This window comes from Chromobacterium sphagni (genome assembly GCF_001855575.1).
Lineage (GTDB): Bacteria > Pseudomonadota > Gammaproteobacteria > Burkholderiales > Chromobacteriaceae > Chromobacterium > Chromobacterium sphagni.
The window spans coordinates 219,282-244,577 of the sequence record NZ_MKCS01000003.1 but is presented as its reverse complement, the minus strand read 5'-3'; the positions used below and the strand labels follow the sequence as shown (position 1 = coordinate 244,577).

Sequence of the window (25,296 nt, the reverse complement as noted above, 5' to 3'; positions counted from 1 at the left end):
TGTTATGGCTACTCTAGCGTTGCAACCTGCGCAGTTCCTGATGGAAAGCCGATCAAATCCCATCGTCGCGATCAGATTTGGCAAAAAAGATGGCGGCCCGCCCGGAGAGGGCTGCGGCCGCCATTCAAGGGGTGAACCGTTTATCGTCGCTCGGGGGGCCGCAGCCGTTGGTAGCGTTGCCACACCTGTCTGGCGTAGCGCATCCGCAGCATCCGCCGTTCCGGCGACACGCCGGCGTTGTAGGCGCCTACCGCTTCCCAGGAGTAGCCATAGCGTTTCATCATGTCGGACAGGATGGAGGCGCCGACGATGACCGACAGGCAGGCATTGCCCAGCAATTGCTTCTCGTCTATGCCCAGCCGCCGCAGCCGCGGCAGATGAAGGCTGTTGATCTGCATCAGGCCCAGGTCGAGGCTGCCGTCGCGGTTGCGGCCGGTGGCTTCCGGCCGTAGGCCGGATTCCTGCTGGGCAATGGCGTACAGCAGGTCCGGCTCGATATTGAACATTCGGCCGGCCTGTTCCCAGCAGTCGGCGTGCGCGGGCAGGGCGAAAAGCAGCGTCATCGAGGCCAGGCAGGCGCGGATCATGCGGCCTCCGGCAGCGGTTGCTGGAACAAGACCTTCAGCCGTGGATCGTGCCGCCAGGCGCGCAGCCACAGGTATTGTTCCGCCTGCAGCTGTTGCCACAATTGCAGCGCGGCCTCGCGGCCGTGCAGGGCCAGAATCAGCGGCAACAGTCCGGAGCGCACCTGGCGGCTGTCGACCTTGGCCAGAAAGGCCAGCAACTGAGGCCTGGCGGCTTCGCCTTGGCTGCAGTGGCGCACGTAGCAGCAATTGGCGGCCAGCAGGCCGCACTCCTCGCCGGAGGCCTGCACCGCCATGGCAAGTTCTTCCGCCTGGGCGTGCTGGCCTTGCACAGCCAGCATCAGCGCCAGCATGCTTTGCAGCACTGGGTGGTCCTGGCCGTATTGACAGAGCTGGCGCTTGCCCAGCACGACTGCGTCGTCGATGCGGTGCTGGCAGTAGGTGAGCCACAGTTTGAGAATGCCGGCCGCGATGCGCGAGGGATCGCGCGCCAGACAGGCATCCACCGCCTGTTGCGCCTGCTCCAGCCTGCCGGACAGGAACAGGTGCCAGGCATGGTAGTAATGGATGTCCTGCGAGTCCGGCGCCAGCAAGCGGGCTTGCTCGAACAAGGCGTCCGCCACCGCCAATTCCGCGCGCATGCTGCTCAGTAGGGCCAGCAGGCCCATGGCCTGCGGGTGTCCGGCTTCCAGCGCGATGGCCTTGTTGACTGCCTGCTGCGCTTCTTCCAGCGCCAGCGCCTGATCGAACAAGCCCAACTGGGCCAGGGTCAGATAGCATTCGGCCAGGCTGCAGTAAGGCAAGGCATGGCTGGGGTTGCCGCTGACGCACTGGTGCAGCATGGACAGCGCCCGCCGCAGGCTGGAGGGAGTATGTTGCTGCAGCTCGTGGCGGCTGTTGAGGTAAGTGATGGCCAGGTCCAGCGAGTCCAGTTCGCTGGCGTTGCCCTGTTTCCAGCGCAGGCCGGGTATCCGTTGCGGCAGCAGGCTGGCCAGTCTGCCATGCAGCGCGGCGATGGGCTGGCCCAGGCCCAGTTCCATGCTTTCATGATGCACCAGTTGATGGCCTTCTGCGCGTACCAACTCGATTTGCAGCAACGAAGCCTCACCCTGGCGGCGCACTTGCCCAGCCAGGTAGTAGTCGGGACGCAATTGGTCGATCAGCGAGACGATGTCGGCCACGTCGCTGCAATTGCGGGTGATGGTGGCTGGCAGCACGATCAGGCCGAACGGAGAGTAGCGCGACAGGCATTGAACCAACGCCGCGTGCAGCTCCAGCGCGTCCAGTTGGCCGTCGGTGCGGAAGGGCAGTACCGCCATCGTGCATTTTTCCGCGCCGGGCGTCGGGCGCGACACCACGGCCACCGGCCGGCAGAAGCGGTAGCCTTTGCCGTAGACGGTGTCGATATAGCGATTGGCCTTGTCTTCCAGCAGGATGCGGCGCAGCGCATAGATGCACCGGGTGAGGGACTCCTCGTTGACGTCGCCGTCCGGCCAGACCCTGTCCAGCAGCGAGTCCTTGCTCACCAGTTCGCCGGCGGCCTCCAGCAGCGAGGTGAGAACGGCCAGCTCCTTGGGTGGAATGCTGATCTGCTGTTCGCGGTGCGCCAGCGTGCCGTCGAAGTGCAGGGCAAAATCGCCAAAAACGAATTGTCGATTGATGAAGCCATCGTTGTGTAACGCCATCTTCAGTTCCTCAGTTCCTCTTGCGCGCGAGGCGCAGCAGCCGTGCGGACTGACCGCAGGAGTCGAGTCGACCGCTGCCGCGTCTGCTGTTCCCCGTAGCGTCGCGACATGTCGGCGTGTCTTTCGTTTGGATGTGTTCGAGTGATCGGTGCCGGTTTTTGTATTTATCGTCGCATCATAAAAATGGATAGCGCATGGTACTTATGCGTGCATGGAGGTGGCTTGCAAAAAACGTCCAGCGCGATGGCATAAAGCGGAACGGCGCAAGTCATGTCTCATAAATTGAATGACTTGTTACCGGTTTGATCACGAAAGTAAACAGTTAGAGTAGGAATACTACGCGAGGGAATGCTTGCTACAAATGGGAATACTCTCAAAAACAGGCAGGGCGCGAAGGCGTTTTATGCAAGTCTCGCGCCGCCGCATGCGCTAGTTTGACGCTGGGCCGTCCGCCGCGGTGCGGGCTGGAGCAAACCGAAAATTGTCGCCCTGGCTGTGCCAGGCAGGAGTCGTGAACATGGTGAACGGAGTGTCGGGGGCTGCAAGGCCGTATCTGTCGGAAGCGCCGTCGGAAGTTTCTTCCGCGGCGGCGGCGTCCGGCCTGGCTGTGAATTGCCGCGGCGGCGGCATGGTGGCGCAGCCGCGGGCGGCCCCGGCGGAGGCCAGTAGCCAGGCCCGCAGTTTCCAAACCTGTTTGGGTGAGCTGCAGCGCGATCTTGATGGCGCGGGGCGCCTGCTACGCGAGCTGTCCGGCGACGCGGAGCTGGCTCCCCGGCAGCAGGCGCAGGCCGGGCAGCTGGCGCGGCAACTGGATGGTCTGAGCCAGGCATTGAACCAGGGAAACCGTTTGCAGTTGTCGGCCAGTCTGGTCGAGGCGCGCGGCATTTGACGCTGAGGCAACGATAACGAGAGGAGAGGCGATGCTGAATTCAGTAAACGGGAGTGGCGCGGCGGTGCTGCAATCCTTCCGCCCCCTGCCGGATGACCCGGCTGTGTCCGCCGCAGGCGGCTTGCGCAATGCCTTGCGGTGCGCGGATCGCCGGCCGGAGGCTTGTGTGTCGCCTCAGGGGCGGGAGGTCAGGCTAGTGGACGCCGGCTTGCAGATTCAGCGCCAGGGCATGCGGGATGCCTTGCGGGCGATGACTGCCGAGGCCTATCGTCAAGCCGAGCCGTCGCAGCCGCGGTGGCCGCGCTGGGTGGAGGCCCTGCGGCTGGGGCCGCGTCGCCACCAGTTGACGCCGGATACGGTGGCCATCCTGCAGAATCTGCGGCAGATGCTGAGGGAGGGGGACGCCGGTGCGCTAAATATCAAGGAATGCGCCAGCTTGTCGTTGCGGCTGGAGCAGTTGGCGCACAAGCTGCCTGCGGGCAGCCCGTTGGCGGAGTTGAGCCATCGGCTGTCGCTGCAGGGGCAGGCGGCCTGGGCGCAACTGGCGCGCGCAGAGGCCGAGCGGCAACTGTTGCCGCAATTCCAGCGTTTCGACCACCCGGGAGCCAGCAGCGAACAGCGGCTGGGCGTGTCTGTCGGCGCCGGCGTCGGCCTGGGAGAGGGGGGTATCGGCGCCAAAGCCACCTTCGGCGTCGGCGTGGGCTTGAGTCGCGGCATGGACAACGACGACGAAGGCTTCGTGTTCCAGAATCGCGGCCATGCGGTATCGGTCCAGGCCGGCGTCAAGGGCGGCGTTGGCGCGGCCTCGTTATCCGGCGGCGTCGAGGGAGGGCGGCAAAAGACCCGCTTCACCGAGTTCAACAGCGCCAAGGCCTTTGTCCATCTCAAGGCCGAACAGCTGGCGCATGGTTCGCGCCGCGATACACTGGGGGTGAGCGCCCGCACCGTGGTGGGCGCATTGATCCGGCTGTTTCGCCCGGGGCATGGCAATGAGTTGCGGCATTACTACCGCCTGCAGCAGCAGGCCGGCGATCAGCAGCAAAGATTGGCGGTGCTGCTGGGTTGGCTGGGGCAGCGGGATGCGTCGTCGACGCTGCCGGGCGGGCGCGTGCCGGTGTTGCCGAGCGGCGAGTCGGTGGCGATCCGCGGCGCGGCCAATGCGCGTGTAGCGGCTGCCGGGATGGGCGCTGGCGTTGGGGCGGCGCTGGAACGCATCGAGATCCAGGCCGACTCGCTGACACCGTTCTGGCAGGGCATCACCGCGGAGCAGGGCGCGGCGCGCAATCCGGTGGTGGCGGCGCAGCGCCTGGCCGGCATCGAGCAAAAGTCGCTCGCCTTGCTCGACCGCCCGCAGGACCGGCTCGGCGCCCAGCCGCTCAGCCGCTTGACCGGCGGCCGCAGCCCGGCCGATTGCCCGGCCGGAGAGCTGAAGTCCGCCGCCGGACGACTGGCGGCGGAGCTGGACCACTTCTGCGCGGTGGCGCAGCAGCGGGACGCCGGCATCGGCCGCCGCGGGGGCGGAGCGCTGGTGGAGAAATCCATAGTCTCCAGTTGGCAAGGCAAAAGCCGGGAGGACGCGTTGGCCAATATGGCGCTGGCGCATGCCGCGCTGCTGTTGGCGGCCGGGCGGCGCGAAGATGCCGCCGAGGCGAAGGCTGCCTTATTGGATATGGCGCCCCGATTGTATGCTCCGCCCATCCGCCATGACGCCGAAGCGTTGGCCGGGAGGGTCGGCTTCCGCGACACGCTGGAGTTGCAGATTCGCGATCGCAGCTATGCACTGGACTTGGGCGGCGGTATCGGTCCGCTGGGGGTGAAGGCGGAGGCCTCGCTGACCGAACGCGAACGGATTCACCACAATCCGGTGCGCGCCGGCAGTTACAAGGATGTGCGCGTCACGTTGTCTGGCAACCTTGCCGATGCGGGCCTTCTGGAAAAACTGAAAGGCGCGTTGCTGAGCCAGCTGATGCCGCATGGGCTGGCAGAGCAGTTGCCGGCGGCGCTGGCCGGCGTGCAGTCGCAACTGGCCGGGCAGGCCGGGGGCGGCATCACGCTGTTGCTGCGCTTCTATCAACCGCAATATCAGCGCCAGGCGGACTTTCCTGCCGAGGCCGCAGGCTACCGGCTGCAACTGGCCAGGATGAGCGCCAGCGGCGATGCGGCCGTGTCCTTGTCCGGCGGCATTCCCGTGCAGCCCGGGGTGTCGCTGGAGCTGGGGTTTGCGGTCGGCGTTTCCGCCAGTACGGTGTTTTACGAGCGCTGGGGCGACAACAGCCTGACCGCGCCGATGATGCACTACCTGCATCTGCAGGCGGTGGGTGAACCTGAGCGTTGGCCCGGCTTGTGCCAAGCGCAAGCGCAGGGCTTGTCCGGTTTGTACCGGCAATTGGCGGACGAGGGATCCGCGGTGCACAAGGAGGCGGAGTATTTCCTGCGCCGCCAGCCGCAAGATGGCTTCGGCCAACGCTTCTTTGCCGCGATGCGTGCTTTTGCCGACGGTTCGGGCAGTTTCGCGCAGGCCGGCGCGGCGCTGGACGAAATGCTGCAGCGGCAATATCCCTTGTGGCAGGCGGACAAGCAGGCCTTCCCCGGCCTGGTGGAGCACGCGCTGCAGGCTTGAGCGCGCTTTAAACGAGATGGGCCCCGCAGCTCTGGCGACAGCCAGGCTCTCCGGGGTTTTTCATTTTGCGGTCTCTGCTGTTCTTGCGATGAGCGGTCAATTGCTTATTGATTGGCGCATCAACCATGGCGAGGGTTCGAAGCAGGGCTTGGGCGCGCCCGCCTCGCGCATAGCCAAGGCTGCCGGCGTGTTTGGACTTGCCGTCGGCGAGGAGCGCCTGGTCAATCTTGGCCTTCGGTCGGACGCGCCGCAACGGCTTGGCGCGAGTGCTGCCGTTTGAGCGGTTTTTGTAAGCACTCGCTTGCTAACTGTATTTCAATGTTTCTGGTCAGATCGTCCATTCCAAACCAGGAGCCGTCATGCATATTTCCAATTTTTCCCAGCCCAGCCAGGTTTCTCCGCAGTCCGCCGCAGGCGCCGAGCAGGCCCAGGCCGCTCGCAGCTTCGCCCAAGTTTACGATAAGGCCGACTTCAAGCCGGTGCCCAGCAACATCCATATGGTGTGGGTGGGCTCGCAGCCCGGCCCGACGCAGCAGGATTACCTGCGGCAATGGGCGGGCAAGAATCCCGACTCTGAAGTGAGCCTGTGGGTGGATTCCAAGCAGTTCGGCGCCTATGCCGCCAACAAGGCAGTGCGTCAGCAGGTGGACGAGCTGTTTCCCGGCGCCAAGGACTTCCAGGCCGAGAAGCTGTTCCGCGGCCTGTTCAGCCAGCTGTCCGCGACGCTGGGCAAAGAGGATGGCGCGCTGGGCCGCGCCGCGCAGAAGCAGGCGCTGAGCGAGTTGAACAAGGAGTTGTCCGCCCGGGGGAGCGAGGCCTGGCGACAGGCTCTACTGCCTCAAGGGGGCAAGGTGACGGCCGACAATGCGGCCAGCGTGCTGGAAAACTTCCGTCAGCAGGTCCGCGGCAACGACGAAAAGTTCCTGCTGGCCGACCGGCTGATTCTGGATCAGACCACCAAGGCATGGGATCGCTGCGCCGCCGGCGCCGAGCGCGATGTCGCCACGCTGGAGCAGATCCAGGCCTGCTTCTCCGATACCCCCAATATCAAGATCCGCGATCTGAGCAATCCCGGCGATATCGATTTGCGCAACCGCGACGCCTACCAGCATGAGATCGTCGGCCGCAACGGCGCCTACCCGGCGGCGTCCGACATTGCCCGCTACGAAATACTGCACAGCTATGGCGGGGTATACGCCGATATCGACCTGGAATGCACGCAGCCGCTGGCCGGCGCCCTGTCCGCCCACCCTGACCTGATGCTGGTGGGGTTGGCCGAAGGCAAGCGCGAAGCCAGCGGCAGCGCCACGCCTTATTTCGCCAATGCGCTGCTGGCCAGCCATCCCGGCAGCAAGATGCTGGACAGCTTCATCGACAAGATAGGCCGCGATTACCAGCAGATGAAGGGCAACGAGTTTGCCGGCGACCGCTACTTCAGCCGCGCCAACAAGAGCACCATCGAAGGCACCGGACCCAATGCGCTGCGCGGACATGTGGATATGGTGCTGCGCCAGTCCGAGGGCCGGCCGGAGGCGGCGCGCGGCGACGCGCAGTCGCTGGCCGAGCGCATTTGGAGTCAGGATGACGCCAGGAACAAGGATTTCTGGGCGGCAATGGACTCCCACTTCAAGTTCCCCGACGGTCTGGTCAACTTCGAGACCGAGGAGCAACAACAAAGCGCGACCAAAGGCATGGCGTAAGCCGATTGTTCCGCGCTGGGCTCCGCCGCATAGGGCGGCGGGGCAATCAATTTGAGGAAAATGCGATGCCTTTGTCTATTGGATCTTCCAGTCAGAACATTACCCGCCCCACAGCTGAAGCCTCTCACCCCCAGTCCGTCGCCAACGCCATGTCGGCGCGCCTGTTGCATGTCGGTCAGCAAGCCTCGTCCCAGGCGTCCGCGTTATCGGCTCCGACCGGTCTGGGAGGCATCGTTTCCACCGATCAGGTTGCCGAGCTGATTCTGGATAGAGTCAAACAAAAGCGGCAGCCGAACAGGTCGGTAGTCATTTTCATCGCAGGTCCGTCCGCATCCGGCAAGTCGGCGTTGACCGGGGCGCTGCAGCAGCGGGGACTCCGTTTCGAGCCAGTCAAGACCGATCATTTCTTGAAGTCGTTCTCCCAACTGGCCGCACTGCCGGCCAATCATGGCTTGCCAGTTGCCGAGTGGCCAGTAGTGCATGGCCATGCAGATTCATTCAACCGCGCTTTGGCGGACGATTTGTTGCAGGCGATTTCCGCTGGCCGCGAGTTTAGCTACTCGATACCGGCCAATTACCGAGAGGGGGTGATGATAGGCGGCTACCCGCGCGGCGAGCGCGATGCCTCAGGTCCTCGCCGGCAGGTCGGCGTTCCAGCCTGTGATACCTATCTGATCGAAGGCATTTCCACGCCGCATCTGGTGCGCGACGCCAGCCAAGTACTGGTGCGCTTGGATTGCGATTTCGATGAAACCGTCAAACGCAGGGCGGGTCGCGGCCACGATTCGGCGATACCGGCCGAGGTGCGGGTGGCGGAAGATCGCCGTCAGTACGAGGTCTTTCAGCAGGCCATGGACGCGCTTGGTGGCACGGTGGCGCCGGATATCGCCCTCGACTCTTCCGGCATGAGTGCCGGCCATTTCCAGTTGCGGCAAGCCGGCATGCCGCTGCCCCTGCTGCGGGCTCGGGGTGTGGACTGAAGGGGAGATAAACTTCGGCTCGCCATCAGATTCGCATCAGGATTCGTCCGGAGCGTTGGGGGAGACTGTCCGTCATCCAAGCAAAGGCCCGCAAGCGGGCATGGACCGATGACAGATAACGATGTGTTGAATCCGCTGGAAACATTGGGCGCTGCCGCCAGGCGTGGCGTGGCGGCCCAGGAGGTCTGGCTGTTGCAACCGCAGGCGGGGGAGGCGACGCGTCTTGCCCTGGCCTGGGCATCGGCTGGCGAAACGCTGGAACTGCCTGCCGACTGGCGGGGGCTGTTGCTGCTTGATCGGCTGGAGCTGACCGTGCTGAGTGGCCGTTTGAGCTTTCAGCCGTTGCGGCTGGAGGCGCTGACCAAGCTGCTGTCCTTCGTCGACGAGGCCAGGGATGCCGAGCAGCAGGCCGACGAGCGGCGCTGCGCCTTGTTGCCGCTGCGTGGGGACGAAGTCTGGTCCGACCGCCGCGGCTGCGAGTACTGGTTTCTGCGCCAGGTGCTGGCGCCGGAGGAACCGTTCTCGGCGCTGCTTTCGCTGCTCAGGCGCAGCGAAAGCTACTGGCTGGTGCGCTTCCTGCTGGCGCAGTCGGCCTGCGGCGACAAGTTGCAGGAGTTGGGCGAACGCTACGGCGTGTCCTACTCCCACTTCCGCCGCTTGTGCCGCAATGCGCTGGGCAATGCCGCCAAAACCGAGTTGCGAGACTGGCGCATGGCGCGCTCGTTGCTGGACGTGGCGGAGGGCGGCGACAGCCTGACCCAGGTGGCGCTCAAGCACGGCTATGCATCTTCATCGCATTTTTCCAATGAAATCAAGGGACTGATCGGCGTTTCTCCGCGTGGGCTGTCCAATATCATCCAGTTGGCCACCAAATGAACAAGTCTTTTTTACTCGCCGCCTTGCTGGGCTGCGCCCTGCTGTTGCCACCCGCCGGCGTCCTGGCGGCTCCGCCCGCGGAGCGCGCCGGCGAGGATGCCGGCTACATCGCCAAGAAAGACAGCCTGCGCGCGTTCTTCGACGCGTTGTCCTCGCGGTTGAAAAAGCCGGTGATTGTCAGCAAGCTGGCGGCGCGCAAACAGATCAGCGGCGATTTCGACCTATCCAGCCCGCAGGCGCTGCTGGAGAAGATGTCGCAGCAGCTGGGCCTGATTTGGTATCACGATGGCCAGGCCATCTATGTCTACGACGCCAGTGAAACCCGCAGCGCGGTGGTGTCGCTGCGCAATGTGTCGCTGTCGGCCTTCAATGATTTCCTGCGCAAGTCCGGCCTGTACGACAAGCGCTACCCGCTGCGCGGCGATGGCCGCAGCGGCACCTTTTACGTGTCCGGCCCGCCGGTGTTCGTCGATCTGGTGACCAACGCCGCGGCGATGATGGACAAGCAAAGCGATGGCCTGGATCTGGGCCGGCAGAAGATAGGCGTGGTTCGGCTCAACAACACTTTCGTCAGCGACCGCAATTACGAGCTGCGCGACCAGAAGATAGTCATCCCCGGCATGGCTACGGTAATCGAGAAGCTGCTGGAGGGCGAGCGCAAACCGGTGCAGGCTGCGCCGAACCGCCCGCCGGCGCGCGGCGGCGACATTCCCGCCATGCCTGACTTCCCCGGCGCGGCGGAGCTGAAGCCGCCGCCGTATGTGGCGGGACTCAGCCTGCCTGAGGCATTGAAGCAGGAGGGCGCCGCCGGCGACATCAAGGTGATCGCCTATCCGGACACCAACAGCCTGCTGGTGAAGGGCAGCGCCGAACAGGTGCGCTTCATCGAAAGCCTGGCAGCGGCGTTGGACGTGGCCAAGCGCCATGTCGAGCTGTCGCTGTGGATCATAGACATGCAAAAGGACGACCTGGATCAGTTGGGCGTCAACTGGAGCGGCAGCGTCACCGTGGGCAACAAACTGGGGGTGGCATTCAACCAGTCCAGCTCGCTCAGCACGCTGGACGGCACCCGCTTCATCGCCTCGGTGATGGCGCTGTCGCAGAAGAACAAGGCCAATGTGGTGTCGCGGCCGGTGGTGCTGACCCAGGAGAACGTGCCGGCCATCTTCGACAATAACCGCACCTTTTACGCCAAGCTGGTGGGCGAGCGCAGCGTCGATTTGCAGCATGTCACCTATGGCACGCTGGTAAGCGTGCTGCCGCGCTTTTCCGCCGATGGCCAGATCGAGATGTCGCTGAACATCGAGGATGGCCGCGAAACCCGCGCGCCGGATTACTCCCAGGACAATAAGGACGCCGGCCTGCCGGAAGTGGGCCGCACCCGCATCAGCACCGTGGCGCGGGTGCCGCAGGGCAAGAGCCTGCTGATAGGCGGCTATACCCGCGACGCCAGCGACAAGGTTGAGGCCAAGGTGCCGTTTCTGGGCGATTTGCCCTTGCTGGGCGGCCTGTTCCGCTACCAGCGCGGCAACCAGTCCAATACGGTGCGGGTGTTCCTGATCCAGCCGCGCGAAATCGACGAGCCGCTGACGCCCGACGCCAGCGACCTGTCAGCCGACCTGGCCAGGCGGGGAGGCATCGAGACCGATCCGCTGCAGCAGTGGGTGCGCAATTACCTGGACCGCGAACAGCGGGACGGCAAGTAGGCGGCGATGGAGGTCAACCACCGCGCGGTGTTCAGCATAGGGCTGCGTTCGCCCAAGCAGCAGGCCAAGCTGGAGGCCCAGCGCGACGCGCTGCGCCAGGGCGAGGCCCGGCAGGCGGATGCGCAGCAATTGGAGGACGCCAGCCCGGCGGCGGAAGTGCAGCGCTTCGTTCAGGCCAGCGACGAGATGGCGGCGGCGCTGACCCAGTTCCGCAACCGCCGCGACTACGACAAGAAGCTGGGCCATCTGGCCGACAGCTTCGAGCGGGTGCTGGACGAGGAGGCGCTGCCCAAGGCGCAGCAGATTCTGCAGGTGGCCAAGTCGCACGGGGTGTCGGCTGAAGAATTGCTGCGCCAGGCGCGAGCGCTGTTTCCCGACGACAGCGATCTGGCGCTGGTGCTGCGCGAGTTGTTGCGTCGGCACCAACTGGACGAGGTGGTGCGCAAGCGGCTGAAGGCGCTGCTGCGGCAAGTGGAGGAGCAGGCCGAGCCCAAGTCGTTCAAGGCCGGCATCAACTGCGCGCTGAAAGCGCGGCTGTTCGGCAAGGCGCTGGATCTAAGCCCTGGCTTGCTGCGCGCCAGCTACCGCCAGTTTCTGGAAAGCGAGGCTCCGGAGGCGGAAATCTACCAGGACTGGGTGTCCAGCTACGGTTACCAGCGCCGGGCGACGGTGCTGGATTTCATCGAGGGCGCGCTGCTGGCCGATATCGACTCGCAAGACCCCAGTTGCTCCGGACTGGAGTTCGGCAACCTGCTGGGGCGGATGAGCCAGCTCAAGGCGCTGCGCTCGGCGGATGCCTTGTTTGTTGGACGGATGCTGGGCAACCCGCTGGTCTGCCGCTTCAATCCCGACGAAGCCGATTGGCTGCTGTTTCTGCTGTCCCTGTTGCAGCAGCCGCAGCATGTGGACGCGCTGCTGGCCGAGACCGTGGGCGACGCCGCGCTGCTCAGCCGCCACGCCGACCACTCCTCGCTGCTGCAAGCCTTGTACCAGGCCTGCAAGGCGCTGCCGCCGAGCCTGTTTGTCGACGAGGGCTGGCAGCCGGCGCTGCTGGAAGAGTTCCGCCGCCTGGCCGGCATCGCCTACCGCCACGAACTGACGGAAAAACGGCGTGAAAGTTAACCACCCGGCGCACTGCGCCGGATTACCCTGGATGGAGCCCTGGTGTTGAACTCCTTGCTGAACGGCGCGCGCACGCGGCCGGAATTGCTGATCCTGCTGCTGATGGTGATGATCATCGCGATGCTGATCATCCCGCTGCCCACTTATCTGGTGGACTTCCTGATCGGCCTGAACATCGTGTTGGCGGTGCTGGTCTTCATGGGTTCGTTCTATATCGACCGCATCCTGAGCTTTTCCACCTTTCCGTCGGTGCTGCTGATCACCACGCTGTTCCGCCTGGCGCTGTCCATCAGCACCAGTCGGCTGATCCTGATTGAAGCCGACGCCGGCGAGATCATCGCCACCTTCGGCCAGTTCGTCATCGGCGACAGCCTGGCGGTGGGTTTTGTGGTGTTCTCCATCGTCACCGTGGTGCAGTTCATCGTCATCACCAAGGGTTCGGAACGGGTGGCCGAGGTGGCGGCGCGCTTTTCGCTGGACGGCATGCCCGGCAAGCAGATGAGCATAGACGCCGATCTCAAGGCCGGCATCATCGACGCTGACGGCGCACGCGAACGCCGCACCGTGCTGGAGCGCGAAAGCCAGCTGTATGGCTCTTTCGACGGCGCGATGAAGTTCATCAAGGGCGACGCCATCGCCGGCATCATCATCATCTTCGTCAACTTCATCGGCGGCATCTCGGTGGGCATGACCCAGCACGGCATGGACCTGTCCACCGCACTGTCCACCTACACCATGCTTACCATAGGCGACGGCCTGGTGGCGCAGATTCCGGCGCTGTTGATCGCCATCAGCGCCGGCTTCATCGTCACCCGCGTCAACGGCGACGGCGACAATATGGGCCGCAGCATCATGAGCCAGCTGTTGGGCAACCCCTTCGTGCTGGCGGTGACCGCGGTGCTGGCGCTGGCGGTGGGCATGCTGCCCGGCTTCCCCTTGCCGGTATTCCTGCTGTTGGCCGCCGCGCTGGGCGGATTGTTCTATTACAAGCAGCGCAAGGCCAAGGCCGGCGTCGCCGGCAAGAGCGCGGGCGCGGCGGCCGGGAGCGCCGGCGCGCAGGCGGCCTCTGCCGGCCAGGACAGCTCGCTGGGGCTGATCGGCAATCTGGACAAGGTGGCGGCGGAGACCGTGCCGCTGATCCTGCTGGTGCCCGCCGCGCGCCGCGCCGCGCTGGAGGAGGCGCAATTGGCGGAGAGGCTGCGCAGCCAGTTCTTCATCGATTATGGCGTACGCTTGCCCGACATGCTGCTGCGCGGCAGCGACAAGCTGGCGGATAACCGCGTGGCGGTGCTGATCAATGAAATCCGCGCCGACGAGTTCGAGCTGCATTTTGATCTGCTGCGGGTGGTCAACTATGCGGACGAAGTGGAGGCGCTTGGCATCCGGCCGTTACTGGCCAACCAGTGCGCCTGGGTGACGGCGGCCGACGGCGACAAGCTGGCCAAGCTGGGCTACCAGCTGCGCCCGGCTCTGGACGAGCTCTATCACTGCCTGGCCGCGCTGCTGGCGCGCCATGTCAACGAGTACTTCGGCGTGCAGGAAACCAAGCACATGCTGGATCAACTGGAAGGCAAGTATCCCGACTTGCTGAAGGAGGTGCTGCGCCACGCTACCGTGCAGCGTATTGCCGAGGTGCTGCAGCGGCTGCTGGCCGAGCGCATCTCGGTGCGCAATATGAAGCTGATCATGGAGGCGCTGGCGCTGTGGGCGCCGCGCGAGAAAGACGTGATCAATCTGGTCGAGCACGTGCGCGGCGCGCTGGCGCGCTATATCTGCCACAAGTTCGCCAGCGGCAGCGAGCTGCGCGCGGTGATGGTTTCGGCCGAAGTGGAAGACCTGGTGCGCAAGGGCATACGCCAGACCTCCGCCGGGGCCTTCCTCAATCTGGAGCCGGCGGCATCGGACGAACTGATGGACCTGTTCGCGCTGGGCCTGGACGGCCTGGGCGTGGCGCACAAGGACATGGTGCTGCTGGCCTCGGTGGATGTGCGCCGCTTCATCAAGAAACTGGTCGAAACCCGCTTCCGCGAGCTGGAGGTGGTGTCGTTCGGCGAAATCGCCGACAGCGTGTCGGTGAATGTGCTCAAAACCATCTGAACAAGGAGGCAAGCTTATGTTCGCACTGGATATCGCTCAACTAGTCCGCTCGGCATTGCAGGAGAGCGGCTGCAATCCGGCCATGCTGGGAGAGCTGGACAACCATTCCACCATCGCGCTGGATCTGCATGAGCTGCCCAGCATCCATATCAGCGCCCAGGATGGAGACGTCTGGCTGTGGGCGCGGCTGTCGGAACATGGCGAGGCGGTGCTGGCCCAGCGCGCGGGAGAGCTGCTCGGCGGCCTGATGCAGGGTTGCGGCTTTGCCCGCGCCGGCCAGTTGCAACTGGCGCTGAACGACGGCGCGCTGGAGCTGAAGGCGCTGGTGCATCCGGAGTACCTGGCCGACGGCGCGCGCTTTTCCGAAGCTTTGAACGGCTATTTCGACAGCCTGGAACGTTTCTGCGAGTTCACGCTGCGATGAAGCCGCCGCGCCTGTTGCGCCGGCTGGCCAGTCCGCAGCGCCTGTCCGGCCCGATCCTGGAGGCTGCCTTGCCCGGCGTGGCGATAGGCGAGTTGTGCGACATCCGCCGCAGCTGGCAGAACCGCGAGGTGGTGGCGCGCGCCCAGGTGGTGGGCTTTCAGCGCGAACGCGCGGTGCTGAGCCTGATAGGCAACGCCCGCGGGCTGTCGCGCGAGGCGGTGCTGGAACCCACCGGCCGCGCGATGTCGGCCTGGGTGGGCGAGGCGGCGCTGGGCGCGGTGCTGGACCCGACCGGCCGGATTGTCGAGCGTTTTGCCCCGGAGGCGGGCGCGGCGGGCGAGGAGCGCGGCATAGACGCCGATCCGCCGCCGTATTCGCAACGGGTGGGCATACGCCAGCCGTTGGCCACCGGGGTGCGCGCGATAGATGGCTTGTTGACCTGCGGCGTCGGCCAGCGGGTGGGCATTTTCGCCTCCGCCGGCTGCGGCAAGACCATGTTGATGCACATGTTGATAGAACAGACCGAAGCCGATGTGTTCGTGATCGGCCTGATAGGCGAGCGCGGCCGCGAGGTGACCGAGTTCGCCGAGTCTCTGCGCGCCTCGCCCCGGCGGGAGAGGTGCGTGCTGGTATACGCCACCTCCGACTTCTCGTCGGTGGACCGTTGCAACGCCGCGCTGCTGGCCACCACGGTGGCCGAGCATTTCCGCGACCAGGGCAAGAAAGTGGTGTTGTTCATCGACTCCATGACGCGTTACGCCCGCGCCCTGCGCGACGTGGCGCTGGCGGCCGGCGAGCCGCCGGCGCGGCGCGGCTACCCGGCTTCGGTGTTCGACAGCCTGCCGCGCCTGCTGGAGCGGCCCGGCGCCACGGCAGCCGGCAGCATCACGGCCTTCTACACTGTGCTGCTGGAGAGCGACGACGAGCCCGACCCGATGGCGGACGAGATCCGCTCCATTTTGGATGGCCACATCTACCTAAGCCGCAAGCTGGCCGGCCAGGGCCATTATCCGGCGATAGACGCGCTGAAAAGCGCCAGCCGGGTGGCGGGCAGGGTGACGGACGGCGCGCATCAGCGCAGCGCCGCCGCGGTGCGCGGATTGATGGCGCGATTGGAGGAGCTGCAGGTGTTCATCGATTTGGGCGAGTACCGGCCGGGCGAGAACGCCGACAACGATCGGGCAATGGCGGCGCGGGCGCCGCTGCTGCAGTGGCTGCGCCAGGGCATGGATGAATACTCGCCGCCGGCGGATACCTTGCGGGGCATGCATGAGCTTGCTGGTTGAGCTGCGGGCGCTGCTGAGGCGCTGCCAGGCGGAGCAGCGGCGCCACCTGAGCGCGCTGGCGCAATTGGCGCGCGAGGACCGGCAACTGGAGGGTCGCCAGCAGGACATTCGCAGCCAGAGCCAGGGCTTGCGCCAACTGCTGCACGCGCAGCGGCCGGGCGGCACGGTGCTGGACCGCGGCCAGCTGTTCGCCCTGCAGCGCAAGCAGGCGGTGCTGCGCCGCCAGCTGCAGAACCTGGATCTGCAATTGACGCAGGCGCAGGAGCAGCGCCTGCAACTGGAGCAGCGGCGCGAGCAGCAAGCGGCCTTGCATCGGCAGTGCTTGCGCAAGGAAGACAAGTACCAGCGTTGGGCGCAGTCGCAGCGCCGGCGTCAGCGTCTGCTGCGATTGCGGCTGGAAGAGACTGAACAAGAGGAGATAACGACATGGCAAGCGTGATGCCGACAACCGCGCCGGCGGCGGTGGCCCAGATTCAGAACGTCGAGGCCGAAGGGGTGGCGGGCGCGTTCGCCCGGCAGACCGGCCGGCTGGAGCATGAAGAGCAAACGCCCGGGCGCGATCGGGACGAGAAGGACAAGAAGGAGGCGTCGCCGGAAGGCGGCTTGGCGCTGCCGGCGGCCTGGCTGCCTCCGCCCGCCAGGCTGCAGCCGCATTACCGCCGGGAGCAGGGCGCGGTTGGCGGCGCGCGGACGGAATTCGGGGAGAAGGCGGGGGCGCGCAAAGGCGGAGGGGCAAGCGCGCAGCCGCCGGCGCCCGGAGCCACGGTCAGGCTGGATATCCGGCAGGCGCTGGCGGCGGCAATGCCGGCTGCCGGGCCGTTGCCGGCGGCCAAGGTCTCGGCGCATGCCGAGATTCTTTCCGGTTCCAGTGTTGGCAAGGACAAGGCCGAGCCGGCTAAAAAAGATGCCCAGGCCAGCCCGCAAACGCAGGCAGCGCCTTCCTCTTCCTCCGCGGCGGTGATTGCGGCGCCGCCTCGGTTGGAGCCGTTGTTGCAGGAGCATTTGCGGGCGGTGCTGCCGTCCGCGGGGGACGCGCCGGCAGGCTTGCCGGCGCAGCAGCCGCGCAGTGAAACGCGCAAGCCGGCGGCGAGCGAGTTGGCCGCCGCGATTGCCGATCAGCCGGTCCCGGCGCGGCATGCCGCCGCCGCCGCGCAGTTGCCGCCCGCCGCGCTGCCGCCGCGAACGCGGATGGAGAGCCAGCCGGCCATGCCGACATTGGCGACGGCAGCCGAGTCGCAGCCTGGCCTGACCTATCGCTTCCAGCGCTGGGGGGGCGAACACTCAGTCAACATTCAGTTGTTGCCGAGTCACGGCGCCGCGCAATTGACCTTGCAGCCGTCGGACAGCCTGGTGCAGCAGCGGCTTGGCGAGCAGTGGCAGCACGGCAATCCGCAGCAGTGGAGCCTGTCGCGCGACGGCGGCGAGCGCCAGCAGCGGGACAGGCAGCAGCCTGAATCCGAGGAGGACGCCTGATGCTGAAGCTGCGCCATTTGGACCGCCGGACGCTGGCGCTGCGGCAGACCGCGGCGGCCTGGGCGGCGCAAGGCTGGGAGGCGGAAATCGCCTACCCGCCGCGCAGCGGGCGCTGGCTGGAAATAGCCGACGAGCAGGAGCGATGGCAGGGCTGGCTGGAACCGCGGGCCTGGTTGGCGAGCCGGGCGCCGGATCTGGCGGTGCTGGCCAGCGGCGCCGGGGTGGAGCGGCAGGTCGCTCAACTGATCGCGGCCAGCGCCGAACCGTTGCAATGGCCGATGCCGGACATGGCCGGCGGACGGCTGCGCGCTGGCGCCCAGTTGGACGGCGGCGAGCTGCCGCAGCGCCCCTTGCTGCGGGTGGCTACGCCGGAGGGGCCGGTATGGCTGGCCAAGGCTCCCGCGCCGCGGCTTTTGCCCGCGGCGGCGGCGGCCAGGCTTGAGCGGCTGACGGCGCCGCTGATGTTCGGCCTGGGAAGCAGTCGCATCAGCCTGGCCCTGTTGCGCAGCGTGCGCCGCGGCGATGTGCTGCTGATCCAGCAGCCGGCGTCGCCGGTAAGCTGCCATGGCCGGGTTGTGGGGCGTTATCAACGATTTGAGGAAGGAATCATCATGGAATGGCAGGCAGAGGAAGCCGCGGCGCAGGATGAACCGGCGCTGGCCGACATCAGCCAGCTGCCGGTGCGGCTGGAATTCGTATTGCAACAGAGCCGGGTGACGCTGGCCGAGCTGCAGCAATTGTGCCAGGGCCAACTGCTGCCCTTGCAGGCCGGCGTCGAGCGTCAGGTGGAAGTGCGCGCCAACGGCGCCTTGCTGGGACGCGGCGAGCTGGTGCAACTGGATGGGCAACTGGGCGTGGAGGTGGCGCAGTGGCGGGACGGTGCGGCCGATGTCGAATGATATCTCGCTGATCGCGCTGCTGGCGTTCTCCACGCTGCTGCCTTTCCTGATCGCGTCTGGCACCTGCTTCATCAAGTTCTCCATCGTGTTCGTGATGGTGCGCAACGCGCTGGGCCTGCAGCAAGTGCCATCCAATATGACGCTCAACGGCATCGCCTTGCTGCTGTCCATGTTCGTGATGCTGCCGATCGCCCAGCAGGCCTACAGCTATTACCAGGAAGAGCGCGTCAGCTTCAACAGCGTCGAGTCGGTGAGCAATTTCGTCGAAAACGGCCTGGATGGCTACCGCGGCTATCTGCAGAAATATTCCGACCCGGAGCTGACCCGCTTTTTCGACAAGGCCCAGGCCCAGCGCAGCGAGCGCGAAACCGGCAATGCCGTGGTCGACGAAGAGCCATCCATCTTCGCCTTGCTGCCGGCCTATGCGCTCAGCGAGATCAAGAGCGCGTTCAAGATAGGCTTCTACCTCTATCTGCCCTTCGTGGTGGTGGATCTGGTGATCTCCAGCGTCTTGCTGGCGCTGGGGATGATGATGATGAGTCCGGTGACGATCTCGGTGCCGATCAAACTGGTGCTGTTCGTCGCGCTGGACGGCTGGACGCTGTTGTCCAAGGGTCTGGTGCTGCAATACCTGGATCTGGCGACGTAGCGGGCGGCGGGGCGGCAGGAAATGGCGCTGCCAGATTTTGAACGGCAGTTTGAACGGCAAGCGGAGTGTCCGCTGCGTGGACGATGATTTTCATGGCCGGGGCTGCCCGGCTGGCAGGTCAGGGAGCGGTTTCGCCAGCCCCCTGACAACCCCAGGCGACCCGCACCCCTCGCCAAGGCGCCGCCGAACTCGCGATTTGCTAGCGTCAAATCGCTCAGACAGACGGCGGCTTAAAACCTTGGCGAGGGATGCGGGGACGACTTGCGCTGACGGGGAGGCGGGCGCCTCCGATGCGTCTTGCTCTCTGGCCCGTGCATGCACGGTTTTTGTTGATTGAAAGGTTTTCCTATGAACGACCTGGTTTTCGCCGGCAACAGGGCGCTGTACCTGGTGTTGTTGATGTCGGCCTGGCCCATCATCGTCGCCACCGCCATCGGCTTGCTGGTGGGGCTGTTCCAGACCGTCACCCAGTTGCAGGAGCAGACGCTGCCGTTCGGCATCAAGCTGTTCGGCGTCAGCCTGTGCCTGTTCCTGCTGTCCGGCTGGTATGGCGAGACGCTGCTGGGATTCGGCCGCGAAGTGATGCGGCTGGCGCTGGCCAAGGGCTAGCGATGCAGTTCGGGTTGTTCTTCGAGATTCACGGCTGGGTGGCCGCGGCGGCGCTGGGCTTTGCCCGGGTGGCGCCGGTGTTCTTCATCCTGCCTTTCCTCAACAGCAATGTGCTGACCGGGATGGTGCGCACCTCGGTGGCGATGCTGGTGGCGCTAGGCCTGTGGCCGCATTCGCCTGAGGCGCTGCCGGCCTTCGAGGCGCTGCCCTTTGTTATGTTGATCGCGCGCGAGGCGACGGTGGGCCTGCTGCTGGGTTGTCTGCTGGCTTGGCCGTTCTGGGTGTTCCATGCCTTGGGCAGCATTATAGACAACCAGCGCGGCGCCACCCTGAGCAGCAGCATCGATCCGGCCAACGGCGTGGACACCTCGGAACTGGCCAATCTATTCAACCTGTTCGCCGCCGCGGTCTATCTGCAGGGCGGCGGCATGGGGCTGATGCTGGACCTGTTCCGCCAGAGCTACCTGCTGTGCGACCCGCTGGGCGGCGGCATGCCGGCTTTGACCCCCGTGCTGGGCCTGCTCAACCAGGTGATCTCCAAATCGGTGGTGCTGGCCAGTCCGGTGATGGCGGCGCTGCTGCTGACCGAGGCGGTGCTGGGCCTGCTGTCGCGCTTCGCGCCGCAGATGAACGCCTTCGCGGTGTCGTTGACGGTAAAGAGCGCGGTGGCGCTGGTGATCATGCTGCTGTATTTCGCGCCGGTTTTGCCGGACGCGTTGTCGCGGCTGTCTTTCCAGCCCGGAGCCTTGTCCGGCTGGCTGCCGCCGGGGCGCTGACATGTCCAACAAGACCGAACAGCCGACGCGCAAGCGTCTGCAGGACTCGGCCAAGAAAGGCCAGTCCTTCAAAAGCCGCGATCTGGTGGTGGCCTGCCTCACGCTGTGCGGCGTGGCCTATCTGGTGTCCTTCGGCTCGCTGGTGGAACTGATGGGCGCTTTCCGCCAAGCCATCGCCGGCGGCTTCAGCCTGGACATGGCGGGCTACGCCAAGGCTGTGGCTTGGCTCGGGCTGAAGCTCTTGCTGCCCATCTTCCTGCTGTGCGTCGCCGCCTCGGCGCTGCCGGCGCTGCTGCAAAGCGGCTTTGTGCTGGCCAGCGAAGCATTGAAGCTGAATCTGTCGGCGCTCAATCCGGTCAATGGCTTCAAAAAACTGTTCAGTTTGCGCACGGTGAAAGAAGCGGTAAAGGCGCTGCTTTATCTGGCCAGTTTCGCGGTGGCGGTGACGGTGATCTGGCGCAAGCACAAGGAGTTGCTGTTTTCCCAGCTCAACGGCGGCCCGCTGGAAATGGCGGGGGTGTGGCGCGAGCTGCTGCTGTCGCTGGTGCTGACCTGCCTCGGCTGCATCGTGCTGATCCTGCTGCTGGACGCCATCACCGAATACTTCCTGTTCATGAAGGACATGAAGATGGACAAGCAGGAAGTGAAGCGCGAGATGAAGGAGCAGGAAGGCAATCCGGAAGTCAAGTCGCGCCGCCGCGAGGCGCATATGGAAATCCTGTCCGAGCAGGTGAAGTCCGATATCGAAAACTCGCGTCTGATCATCGCCAACCCCACTCACATCGCCATCGGCATCTACTTCCGTCCCGATGTGGTGCCGATTCCCTTCGTCTCGGTCATGGAAACCAACCAGCGCGCGCTGGCGGTGCGCGCCTATGCCGAGAAAGTCGGCGTGCCGGTGGTGCGCGACGTGCCGCTGGCGCGGCGCATCTTCGCCGGCCATCGCCGCTATTCCTTTGTCAGCCTGGGCGAGGTCGACGAGGTGCTGCGCCTCTTGGTATGGCTGGAGCAGGTGGAAAACGCCGACCGGCCGCCCGAGGATGGGCTGGCGGGGCCGGCTGGCTGAGCTTTTTGCGCCGCCCCCCGGCCGGAGAGAGCCGGACAGCGAGCGAAACCGCTGGTTTGCCCGTGCTGCGGCAGCGCATGGCGCAAGCAATGAGCGATTCCTGAATGTTTGTCCCGGCGCTCCGCGCTTAAATGATCTCGACCGTTTTTCACGCGCGCCGCGCGGCGAAGGCGGTTGCTAGCCAGCTCTGCCGGGTTGGTGACCTTACCAGGAGCAGATATGAACGCTAATGACAATGTCAGCGACGACCGTTTTGCGGAGGTGGTCTGGGAAGCCGTGAGCGGCGGCGCCACGTTGAAGGACGTGCACGGGATTCCGCAGGACATGATGGAAGGCCTGTACGCCCACGCTTACGATTTTTACAACAAGGGACGGCTCGACGATGCGGAGACTTTTTTCCGTTTCCTCTGCATCTACGATTTCTACAACCCCGACTACATCATGGGCCTGGCCGCCGTGTGCCAGTTGAAGAAGCAGTTCCAGAAGGCCGCCGATCTCTACGCGGTGGCCTTTGCGCTGAGCAAGAGCGATTACCGGCCAGTGTTCTTCACTGGCCAGTGCCAGCTGTTCATGCGCAAGGCCGCCAAGGCCAGGCAATGCTTTGAGCTGGTGTGCGAGCAAAGCGCGGACGAAGCGCTGCGCGCCAAAGCCCAAGTGTATCTGGACACCTTGCAGGAAGCCGAGAGCGAGCAGTCCCGACAGCAGAAAAAGGAGCAGGCATGAGTGATGCAGGCACAATAGGCCGCAGTGCGTATCTGCACAATCCCAAGCTGGCCGAAACCGCATTTGAGAGCGTCCGCAAGGACAGCAGCTTTCTCGACGCCGCGGACAAGGCGCTGAAGTCGGTGCTGGCCACCAAGGCCGGCGACGGCGACGTCCAGGTCCGCGAACGCGACCTGGCAACGCCGGCGCTGACCCAGCCGACGCCCAGGGCCAAGGAGGAACTGGACGGCAGCGGCAAATTGACTTTGCTGCTGGGCAAGCTGATGTCGCTGCTTGGCGATGTCTCGTTGTCGCAGCTGGAGAGCCGCATCGCCACTTGGCGGGCGATGATGGAGGCGCAGGTCGAGATGGGCGACAAGCTCTCACGCGAGTTCCAGCAGGCATTCCAGGAGGCGAGCGAAGCCACCGAGGTTTTCAAGAGCGCATCCGGCCAGTACGACAGCGCCAAGCAGGCGGCGGAGGCCGCGCAGAAAAAAGCCGAGGCCGCCCAGGCCAAGGTGGACGCGATGTCTCCGGACGAACCCGGTTACGCCGAGGCCCAGTCCGCCAGCCAGCAAGCGGCTGCCGACGCGCTGCAAGCCAAGCAGAAGGCCGACAAGGCGTTCGACGTGGCGGAGAAGGCCCGGGTCGTGGCCATGGACAAGGCCAGGATCGCCGACGATCTGGCCGGCAAGGTGCAAGGGGCAAACGTCAATGCCGATGTCTCGCGCAAAACCGGCGATGACAATTTGTCCAACGTCGCCAAGCTGACGATGCTGATGGCGATGTTCGTCGAGCTGGTCGGCAAGAACAGCGAAGAAAGCCTGAAAAACGATCTCGCCCTGTTCCAGTCGCTGCAGGAAGGCCGACAGAAGGAAATGGACAAGAAGTCCACCGAGTACCAGGAAGAGGTGCGCAAGGCAGAGGAGCTCAATCGCACCATGGGGTGCATTGGCAAGATTCTGGGTGCGGTGCTGACGGTGGTCAGCGTCGTGGCCGCAGCATTCACCGGCGGCGCCAGCCTGGCGCTTGCCGCTGTGGGCGTCGCGCTGATGGTGGCGGACGAGGTGGTCAAGGCCACCACCGGGGTGTCCTTCATGGAAGAGGCTTTGAAGCCGTTGATGGACAAGGTGCTCAAACCGTTGATGGACCTGTTGGGCAAGGCCATCGCCAAGGCGCTGGAAGGCATGGGGGTGGACAAGAAGACCGCCGAGCTGGCCGGCGCCATCATCGGCGCGGTGCTGGCCGCCGTCGCCATGGTCGCGGTGATGGTGGTGGTGGCTGTCGTCGGCAAGGGCGCCGCCAGCAAGCTGGGCGGCGCGCTAAGCAAACTGATGGGCGACACCATCAAGAAGATGGTGCCCACGGTGATGAAGGAGCTGGCCAAGAACGGCAGCAAGGTGCTGAGCCAGGGCTTCCAGCGTTTGGCCAACAGCCTGGGTCTGCAAACCGACGCCGCCGCCAAGCAGATGATGGCCAACACGCTGGGCCGCATCGTGGTCGGCGGCGAGGTGGCTCAAGCCACCACCCAGGCCGGCGGCAATGTGGCGCAAGGCGTGTTCATGAAGAACGCCAGCGACGCGCTGGCGGACTTCACGCTGGCGCGCGCCGCGATGGACCAGATCGAACAATGGCTGAAACAGGCGGTTGAAGTGTTCGCCAGCACCCAGAAAATCACCCAGGAACTGACCACGGCGATGTCCAGCGCGCTACAGCAGAACGGCGAAGCCGGCCGTTTCGTGCTGCGTCAGAGCCACGCCTGAAGAATATGAGGAATTGATCATGAGCAACGCCATTACATCTTCCCCGCTGTTCCCTTCCCGCCTGCCGTCGAGCGGTGTCGATCTGGCCGGCAGCGCAGCCAAGCCGCGCCTGCAGGACGGGCCGATTTCGGTCGGCACCCTGCAGGCGATACTGAGCCAGAGCGGCGATGCCGGTCGAGAGCTGGCCGGCGCGCTAGCCGGCAAACCGGACCTGGCCCAGCCGAAGCTAAAGCCGCAAGACGCCGGCGTGCTGCACGCCTGGCTGGCCGACAAGTACGAAGACGCCGGCTTCACCGCCGGTGTCGAGCACACGGCCAACAAGCTTGAGCAGGCGATAGACAAGGAGCTGAAGCAGCGCAGCACCGAGGGCGGCGACGCTGGCTTCGATATCAGCGGTCTGTCCACCAGCATGGCCGCGCTGCTGTCCCAGGCCATTGTGCTGATGTCGGCGCTGCGCACCGCCGACAATGCGTTGAGCACCAAGCTGTCGCTGGTCAGCTTCGACGCGACCAAGGCCACGGCGGCCTCCATGGTGCGCGAAGGCATCGCCAACCTGTCCAGCAGCATCGTGCAGAGCGTCGGTCAGGTGGCCATCACCGGCGTCGGCGCCAAGAAGAGCCTGAACGGCCTCAATGCCGAGCGCGGCGCGTTGAAGAACAACGCGCCCAAGCTCAGCAAGCTCGGCGACGAGGGCCGCAGCGTCCAGACCACGCTGGGCCGCCAGAACACGGTCAAGCTGGGCGCCGATGCCGACAACCTGAAGCAGGTGGGCCTGAAGCCGCAGAACGGCGCGGCCCGTCCGGAGGTGAGCGCGTTGAGCGGGCAGCCTAGCGCCGCCGGCAGCGTGGCCGACGGCATGGCCGGAGAGCAGATCGGCCTGCAGTCCAGCAACACGCGCCTGGCCAAGCAACATGAGACCGCGCTTGGCGGCACCGCCGACGGCCTGGGGGTCAAGAGCCAGACCGAACAGCGGGCGCTGGATGACACCAAGCTTAAGGCCCAGGCCAAGCAGACCACCGGCAAGGCCATCATGGACAGCTCGGCCGCGGCCGGCAGTATCGCAGGGGGATCGGGCCGCTACGCCTCCACGCTGGAACAATCAGAGCAGCAGATCAGCCAGGCTTCCAGCCGCGTGGCCAGTACGGCTTCCGAGGAAACCCGCGAAAGCAGCCGCAAAGCCGATAGCATCATTCAGGAACTGCTGCGCACGCTGGATGGCATCAGCCAGTCCAAGAGTTCGGCGATGGCCGCGATCGCCGGCAATCTCCGCATCTGATCCGTCCCATCGGAAAGCGGCGGGGCGGCATTAGCGCCCCGCCCGCCGTCCCGGCCTTTCCGGCCGGGACGGCGTTCCGCACCATTGATTCCGCCCGCGCCGCCGACGTGTAGC

23 protein-coding genes are annotated in these 25,296 nt (G+C 65.4%); 21 read left to right on the top strand and 2 right to left on the bottom strand.

Translation table 11 applies throughout. The features are described 5' to 3' along the window. Positions 1–140: 140 nt before the first annotated feature. Together iagB and BI347_RS20070 are read right to left on the bottom strand one after the other, a co-directional pair. Positions 141–587: a type III secretion system invasion protein IagB gene (iagB, locus tag BI347_RS20075; RefSeq protein WP_071116885.1), complete on the bottom strand. Its 447-nt coding sequence runs from the start codon at positions 585–587 to the stop codon at positions 141–143. Then, positions 584–2,269 carry a HilA/EilA family virulence transcriptional regulator gene (locus BI347_RS20070; protein WP_071116884.1) on the bottom strand — a complete coding sequence of 562 codons (1,686 nt, stop codon included), beginning with the start codon at positions 2,267–2,269 and terminating at the stop codon, positions 584–586. The genes iagB and BI347_RS20070 overlap by 4 nt, the downstream gene beginning before the upstream one ends. 517 nt (positions 2,270–2,786) lie before the next feature. Here BI347_RS20070 and BI347_RS20065 point away from each other — a divergent pair. The 21 genes from BI347_RS20065 to BI347_RS19965 all read left to right on the top strand — a co-directional run bounded on the left by BI347_RS20065 (position 2,787) and on the right by BI347_RS19965 (position 25,182). Next, entirely contained in the window at positions 2,787–3,158 is a 372-nt protein-coding gene (locus tag BI347_RS20065; protein WP_071113357.1) for a hypothetical protein, read from the top strand. Between the two features lie 31 nt (positions 3,159–3,189). Beyond that, positions 3,190–5,778 carry a hypothetical protein gene (locus BI347_RS20060; protein WP_071116883.1) on the top strand — a complete coding sequence of 863 codons (2,589 nt, stop codon included), beginning with the start codon at positions 3,190–3,192 and terminating at the stop codon, positions 5,776–5,778. A gap of 88 nt (positions 5,779–5,866) precedes the next feature. Beyond that, positions 5,867–6,058 carry a hypothetical protein gene (locus BI347_RS20055; protein WP_139167273.1) on the top strand — a complete coding sequence of 64 codons (192 nt, stop codon included), beginning with the start codon at positions 5,867–5,869 and terminating at the stop codon, positions 6,056–6,058. Positions 6,059–6,137: 79 nt separating this feature from the next. Further along, entirely contained in the window at positions 6,138–7,478 is a 1,341-nt protein-coding gene (locus BI347_RS20050) for a TcdA/TcdB catalytic glycosyltransferase domain-containing protein (protein WP_071116881.1), read from the top strand. Positions 7,479–7,543: 65 nt separating this feature from the next. After that, a complete protein-coding gene (locus BI347_RS20045) occupies positions 7,544–8,458 on the top strand; it encodes a hypothetical protein (protein ID WP_139167272.1) in 915 nt (304 codons plus the stop codon). Between the two features lie 108 nt (positions 8,459–8,566). Beyond that, positions 8,567–9,334, top strand: a complete 768-nt coding sequence (gene invF, locus BI347_RS20040) for an AraC family transcriptional regulator InvF (RefSeq protein WP_239690967.1) — start codon at positions 8,567–8,569, stop codon at positions 9,332–9,334. Further along, a complete protein-coding gene (sctC, locus tag BI347_RS20035; RefSeq protein ID WP_071116879.1) occupies positions 9,331–11,040 on the top strand; it encodes a type III secretion system outer membrane ring subunit SctC in 1,710 nt (569 codons plus the stop codon). The genes invF and sctC overlap by 4 nt, the downstream gene beginning before the upstream one ends. Positions 11,041–11,046: 6 nt before the next feature. Continuing rightward, positions 11,047–12,162, top strand: coding sequence for a YopN/LcrE/InvE/MxiC type III secretion system gatekeeper (locus BI347_RS20030; RefSeq protein WP_071116878.1), 1,116 nt, complete (start codon positions 11,047–11,049; stop codon positions 12,160–12,162). A gap of 42 nt (positions 12,163–12,204) precedes the next feature. Further along, positions 12,205–14,259: an EscV/YscV/HrcV family type III secretion system export apparatus protein gene (locus BI347_RS20025; protein ID WP_071116877.1), complete on the top strand. Its 2,055-nt coding sequence runs from the start codon at positions 12,205–12,207 to the stop codon at positions 14,257–14,259. A 16-nt stretch (positions 14,260–14,275) separates the two neighbouring features. Next, a complete protein-coding gene (gene spaK / locus BI347_RS20020; protein WP_071116876.1) occupies positions 14,276–14,683 on the top strand; it encodes an SPI-1 type III secretion system chaperone SpaK in 408 nt (135 codons plus the stop codon). Continuing rightward, a complete protein-coding gene (sctN, locus tag BI347_RS20015; RefSeq protein ID WP_071116875.1) occupies positions 14,680–15,969 on the top strand; it encodes a type III secretion system ATPase SctN in 1,290 nt (429 codons plus the stop codon). The genes spaK and sctN overlap by 4 nt, the downstream gene beginning before the upstream one ends. After that, positions 15,953–16,408 carry a hypothetical protein gene (locus BI347_RS20010; RefSeq protein WP_071113134.1) on the top strand — a complete coding sequence of 152 codons (456 nt, stop codon included), beginning with the start codon at positions 15,953–15,955 and terminating at the stop codon, positions 16,406–16,408. Before sctN ends, BI347_RS20010 begins: the two co-directional genes overlap by 17 nt. Next, positions 16,396–17,442: a SpaN/EivJ family type III secretion system needle length determinant gene (locus tag BI347_RS20005; RefSeq protein ID WP_071116874.1), complete on the top strand. Its 1,047-nt coding sequence runs from the start codon at positions 16,396–16,398 to the stop codon at positions 17,440–17,442. The genes BI347_RS20010 and BI347_RS20005 overlap by 13 nt, the downstream gene beginning before the upstream one ends. Next, positions 17,442–18,341 (top strand): YscQ/HrcQ family type III secretion apparatus protein, encoded by a 900-nt coding sequence (locus tag BI347_RS20000; RefSeq protein ID WP_071116873.1) that lies wholly within the window; start codon positions 17,442–17,444, stop codon positions 18,339–18,341. The genes BI347_RS20005 and BI347_RS20000 overlap by 1 nt, the downstream gene beginning before the upstream one ends. Then, complete coding sequence (locus BI347_RS19995; protein WP_071113131.1) at positions 18,331–18,990, top strand: EscR/YscR/HrcR family type III secretion system export apparatus protein; 660 nt, start codon at positions 18,331–18,333, stop codon at positions 18,988–18,990. The genes BI347_RS20000 and BI347_RS19995 overlap by 11 nt, the downstream gene beginning before the upstream one ends. 348 nt (positions 18,991–19,338) lie before the next feature. Further along, complete coding sequence (locus tag BI347_RS19990; RefSeq protein WP_071113130.1) at positions 19,339–19,599, top strand: EscS/YscS/HrcS family type III secretion system export apparatus protein; 261 nt, start codon at positions 19,339–19,341, stop codon at positions 19,597–19,599. A gap of 2 nt (positions 19,600–19,601) precedes the next feature. Further along, positions 19,602–20,375, top strand: coding sequence for a type III secretion system export apparatus subunit SctT (sctT, locus tag BI347_RS19985; RefSeq protein ID WP_071113129.1), 774 nt, complete (start codon positions 19,602–19,604; stop codon positions 20,373–20,375). A 1-nt stretch (position 20,376) separates the two neighbouring features. Next, complete coding sequence (locus BI347_RS19980; RefSeq protein WP_071116872.1) at positions 20,377–21,441, top strand: EscU/YscU/HrcU family type III secretion system export apparatus switch protein; 1,065 nt, start codon at positions 20,377–20,379, stop codon at positions 21,439–21,441. A 219-nt stretch (positions 21,442–21,660) separates the two neighbouring features. Further along, on the top strand, positions 21,661–22,164 hold the full coding sequence (gene sicA, locus BI347_RS19975; protein ID WP_071116871.1) for a type III secretion system translocator chaperone SicA: 504 nt from the start codon (positions 21,661–21,663) through the stop codon (positions 22,162–22,164). Next, on the top strand, positions 22,161–23,906 hold the full coding sequence (locus BI347_RS19970) for a type III secretion system needle tip complex protein (RefSeq protein WP_071116870.1): 1,746 nt from the start codon (positions 22,161–22,163) through the stop codon (positions 23,904–23,906). The genes sicA and BI347_RS19970 overlap by 4 nt, the downstream gene beginning before the upstream one ends. 19 nt (positions 23,907–23,925) lie before the next feature. Then, on the top strand, positions 23,926–25,182 hold the full coding sequence (locus tag BI347_RS19965) for an IpaC/SipC family type III secretion system needle tip complex protein (RefSeq protein ID WP_083339075.1): 1,257 nt from the start codon (positions 23,926–23,928) through the stop codon (positions 25,180–25,182). Positions 25,183–25,296: the final 114 nt, after the last annotated feature.

Excerpts from the sequence above, each read along its gene's own strand:
- iagB (WP_071116885.1), bottom strand. The coding sequence starts at position 587 with ATGATCCGCGCCTGCCTGGCCTCGATGACGCTGCTTTTCGCCCTGCCC.
- BI347_RS20070 (WP_071116884.1), bottom strand. The coding sequence starts at position 2,269 with ATGGCGTTACACAACGATGGCTTCATCAATCGACAATTCGTTTTTGGC.
- BI347_RS20065 (WP_071113357.1), top strand. The coding sequence starts at position 2,787 with ATGGTGAACGGAGTGTCGGGGGCTGCAAGGCCGTATCTGTCGGAAGCG.
- BI347_RS20060 (WP_071116883.1), top strand. The coding sequence starts at position 3,190 with ATGCTGAATTCAGTAAACGGGAGTGGCGCGGCGGTGCTGCAATCCTTC.
- BI347_RS20055 (WP_139167273.1), top strand. The coding sequence starts at position 5,867 with ATGAGCGGTCAATTGCTTATTGATTGGCGCATCAACCATGGCGAGGGT.
- BI347_RS20050 (WP_071116881.1), top strand. The coding sequence starts at position 6,138 with ATGCATATTTCCAATTTTTCCCAGCCCAGCCAGGTTTCTCCGCAGTCC.
- BI347_RS20045 (WP_139167272.1), top strand. The coding sequence starts at position 7,544 with ATGCCTTTGTCTATTGGATCTTCCAGTCAGAACATTACCCGCCCCACA.
- invF (WP_239690967.1), top strand. The coding sequence starts at position 8,567 with ATGACAGATAACGATGTGTTGAATCCGCTGGAAACATTGGGCGCTGCC.
- sctC (WP_071116879.1), top strand. The coding sequence starts at position 9,331 with ATGAACAAGTCTTTTTTACTCGCCGCCTTGCTGGGCTGCGCCCTGCTG.
- BI347_RS20030 (WP_071116878.1), top strand. The coding sequence starts at position 11,047 with ATGGAGGTCAACCACCGCGCGGTGTTCAGCATAGGGCTGCGTTCGCCC.
- spaK (WP_071116876.1), top strand. The coding sequence starts at position 14,276 with ATGTTCGCACTGGATATCGCTCAACTAGTCCGCTCGGCATTGCAGGAG.
- sctN (WP_071116875.1), top strand. The coding sequence starts at position 14,680 with ATGAAGCCGCCGCGCCTGTTGCGCCGGCTGGCCAGTCCGCAGCGCCTG.
- BI347_RS20010 (WP_071113134.1), top strand. The coding sequence starts at position 15,953 with ATGAGCTTGCTGGTTGAGCTGCGGGCGCTGCTGAGGCGCTGCCAGGCG.
- BI347_RS20005 (WP_071116874.1), top strand. The coding sequence starts at position 16,396 with ATGGCAAGCGTGATGCCGACAACCGCGCCGGCGGCGGTGGCCCAGATT.
- BI347_RS20000 (WP_071116873.1), top strand. The coding sequence starts at position 17,442 with ATGCTGAAGCTGCGCCATTTGGACCGCCGGACGCTGGCGCTGCGGCAG.
- BI347_RS19995 (WP_071113131.1), top strand. The coding sequence starts at position 18,331 with ATGTCGAATGATATCTCGCTGATCGCGCTGCTGGCGTTCTCCACGCTG.
- BI347_RS19990 (WP_071113130.1), top strand. The coding sequence starts at position 19,339 with ATGAACGACCTGGTTTTCGCCGGCAACAGGGCGCTGTACCTGGTGTTG.
- sctT (WP_071113129.1), top strand. The coding sequence starts at position 19,602 with ATGCAGTTCGGGTTGTTCTTCGAGATTCACGGCTGGGTGGCCGCGGCG.
- BI347_RS19980 (WP_071116872.1), top strand. The coding sequence starts at position 20,377 with ATGTCCAACAAGACCGAACAGCCGACGCGCAAGCGTCTGCAGGACTCG.
- sicA (WP_071116871.1), top strand. The coding sequence starts at position 21,661 with ATGAACGCTAATGACAATGTCAGCGACGACCGTTTTGCGGAGGTGGTC.
- BI347_RS19970 (WP_071116870.1), top strand. The coding sequence starts at position 22,161 with ATGAGTGATGCAGGCACAATAGGCCGCAGTGCGTATCTGCACAATCCC.
- BI347_RS19965 (WP_083339075.1), top strand. The coding sequence starts at position 23,926 with ATGAGCAACGCCATTACATCTTCCCCGCTGTTCCCTTCCCGCCTGCCG.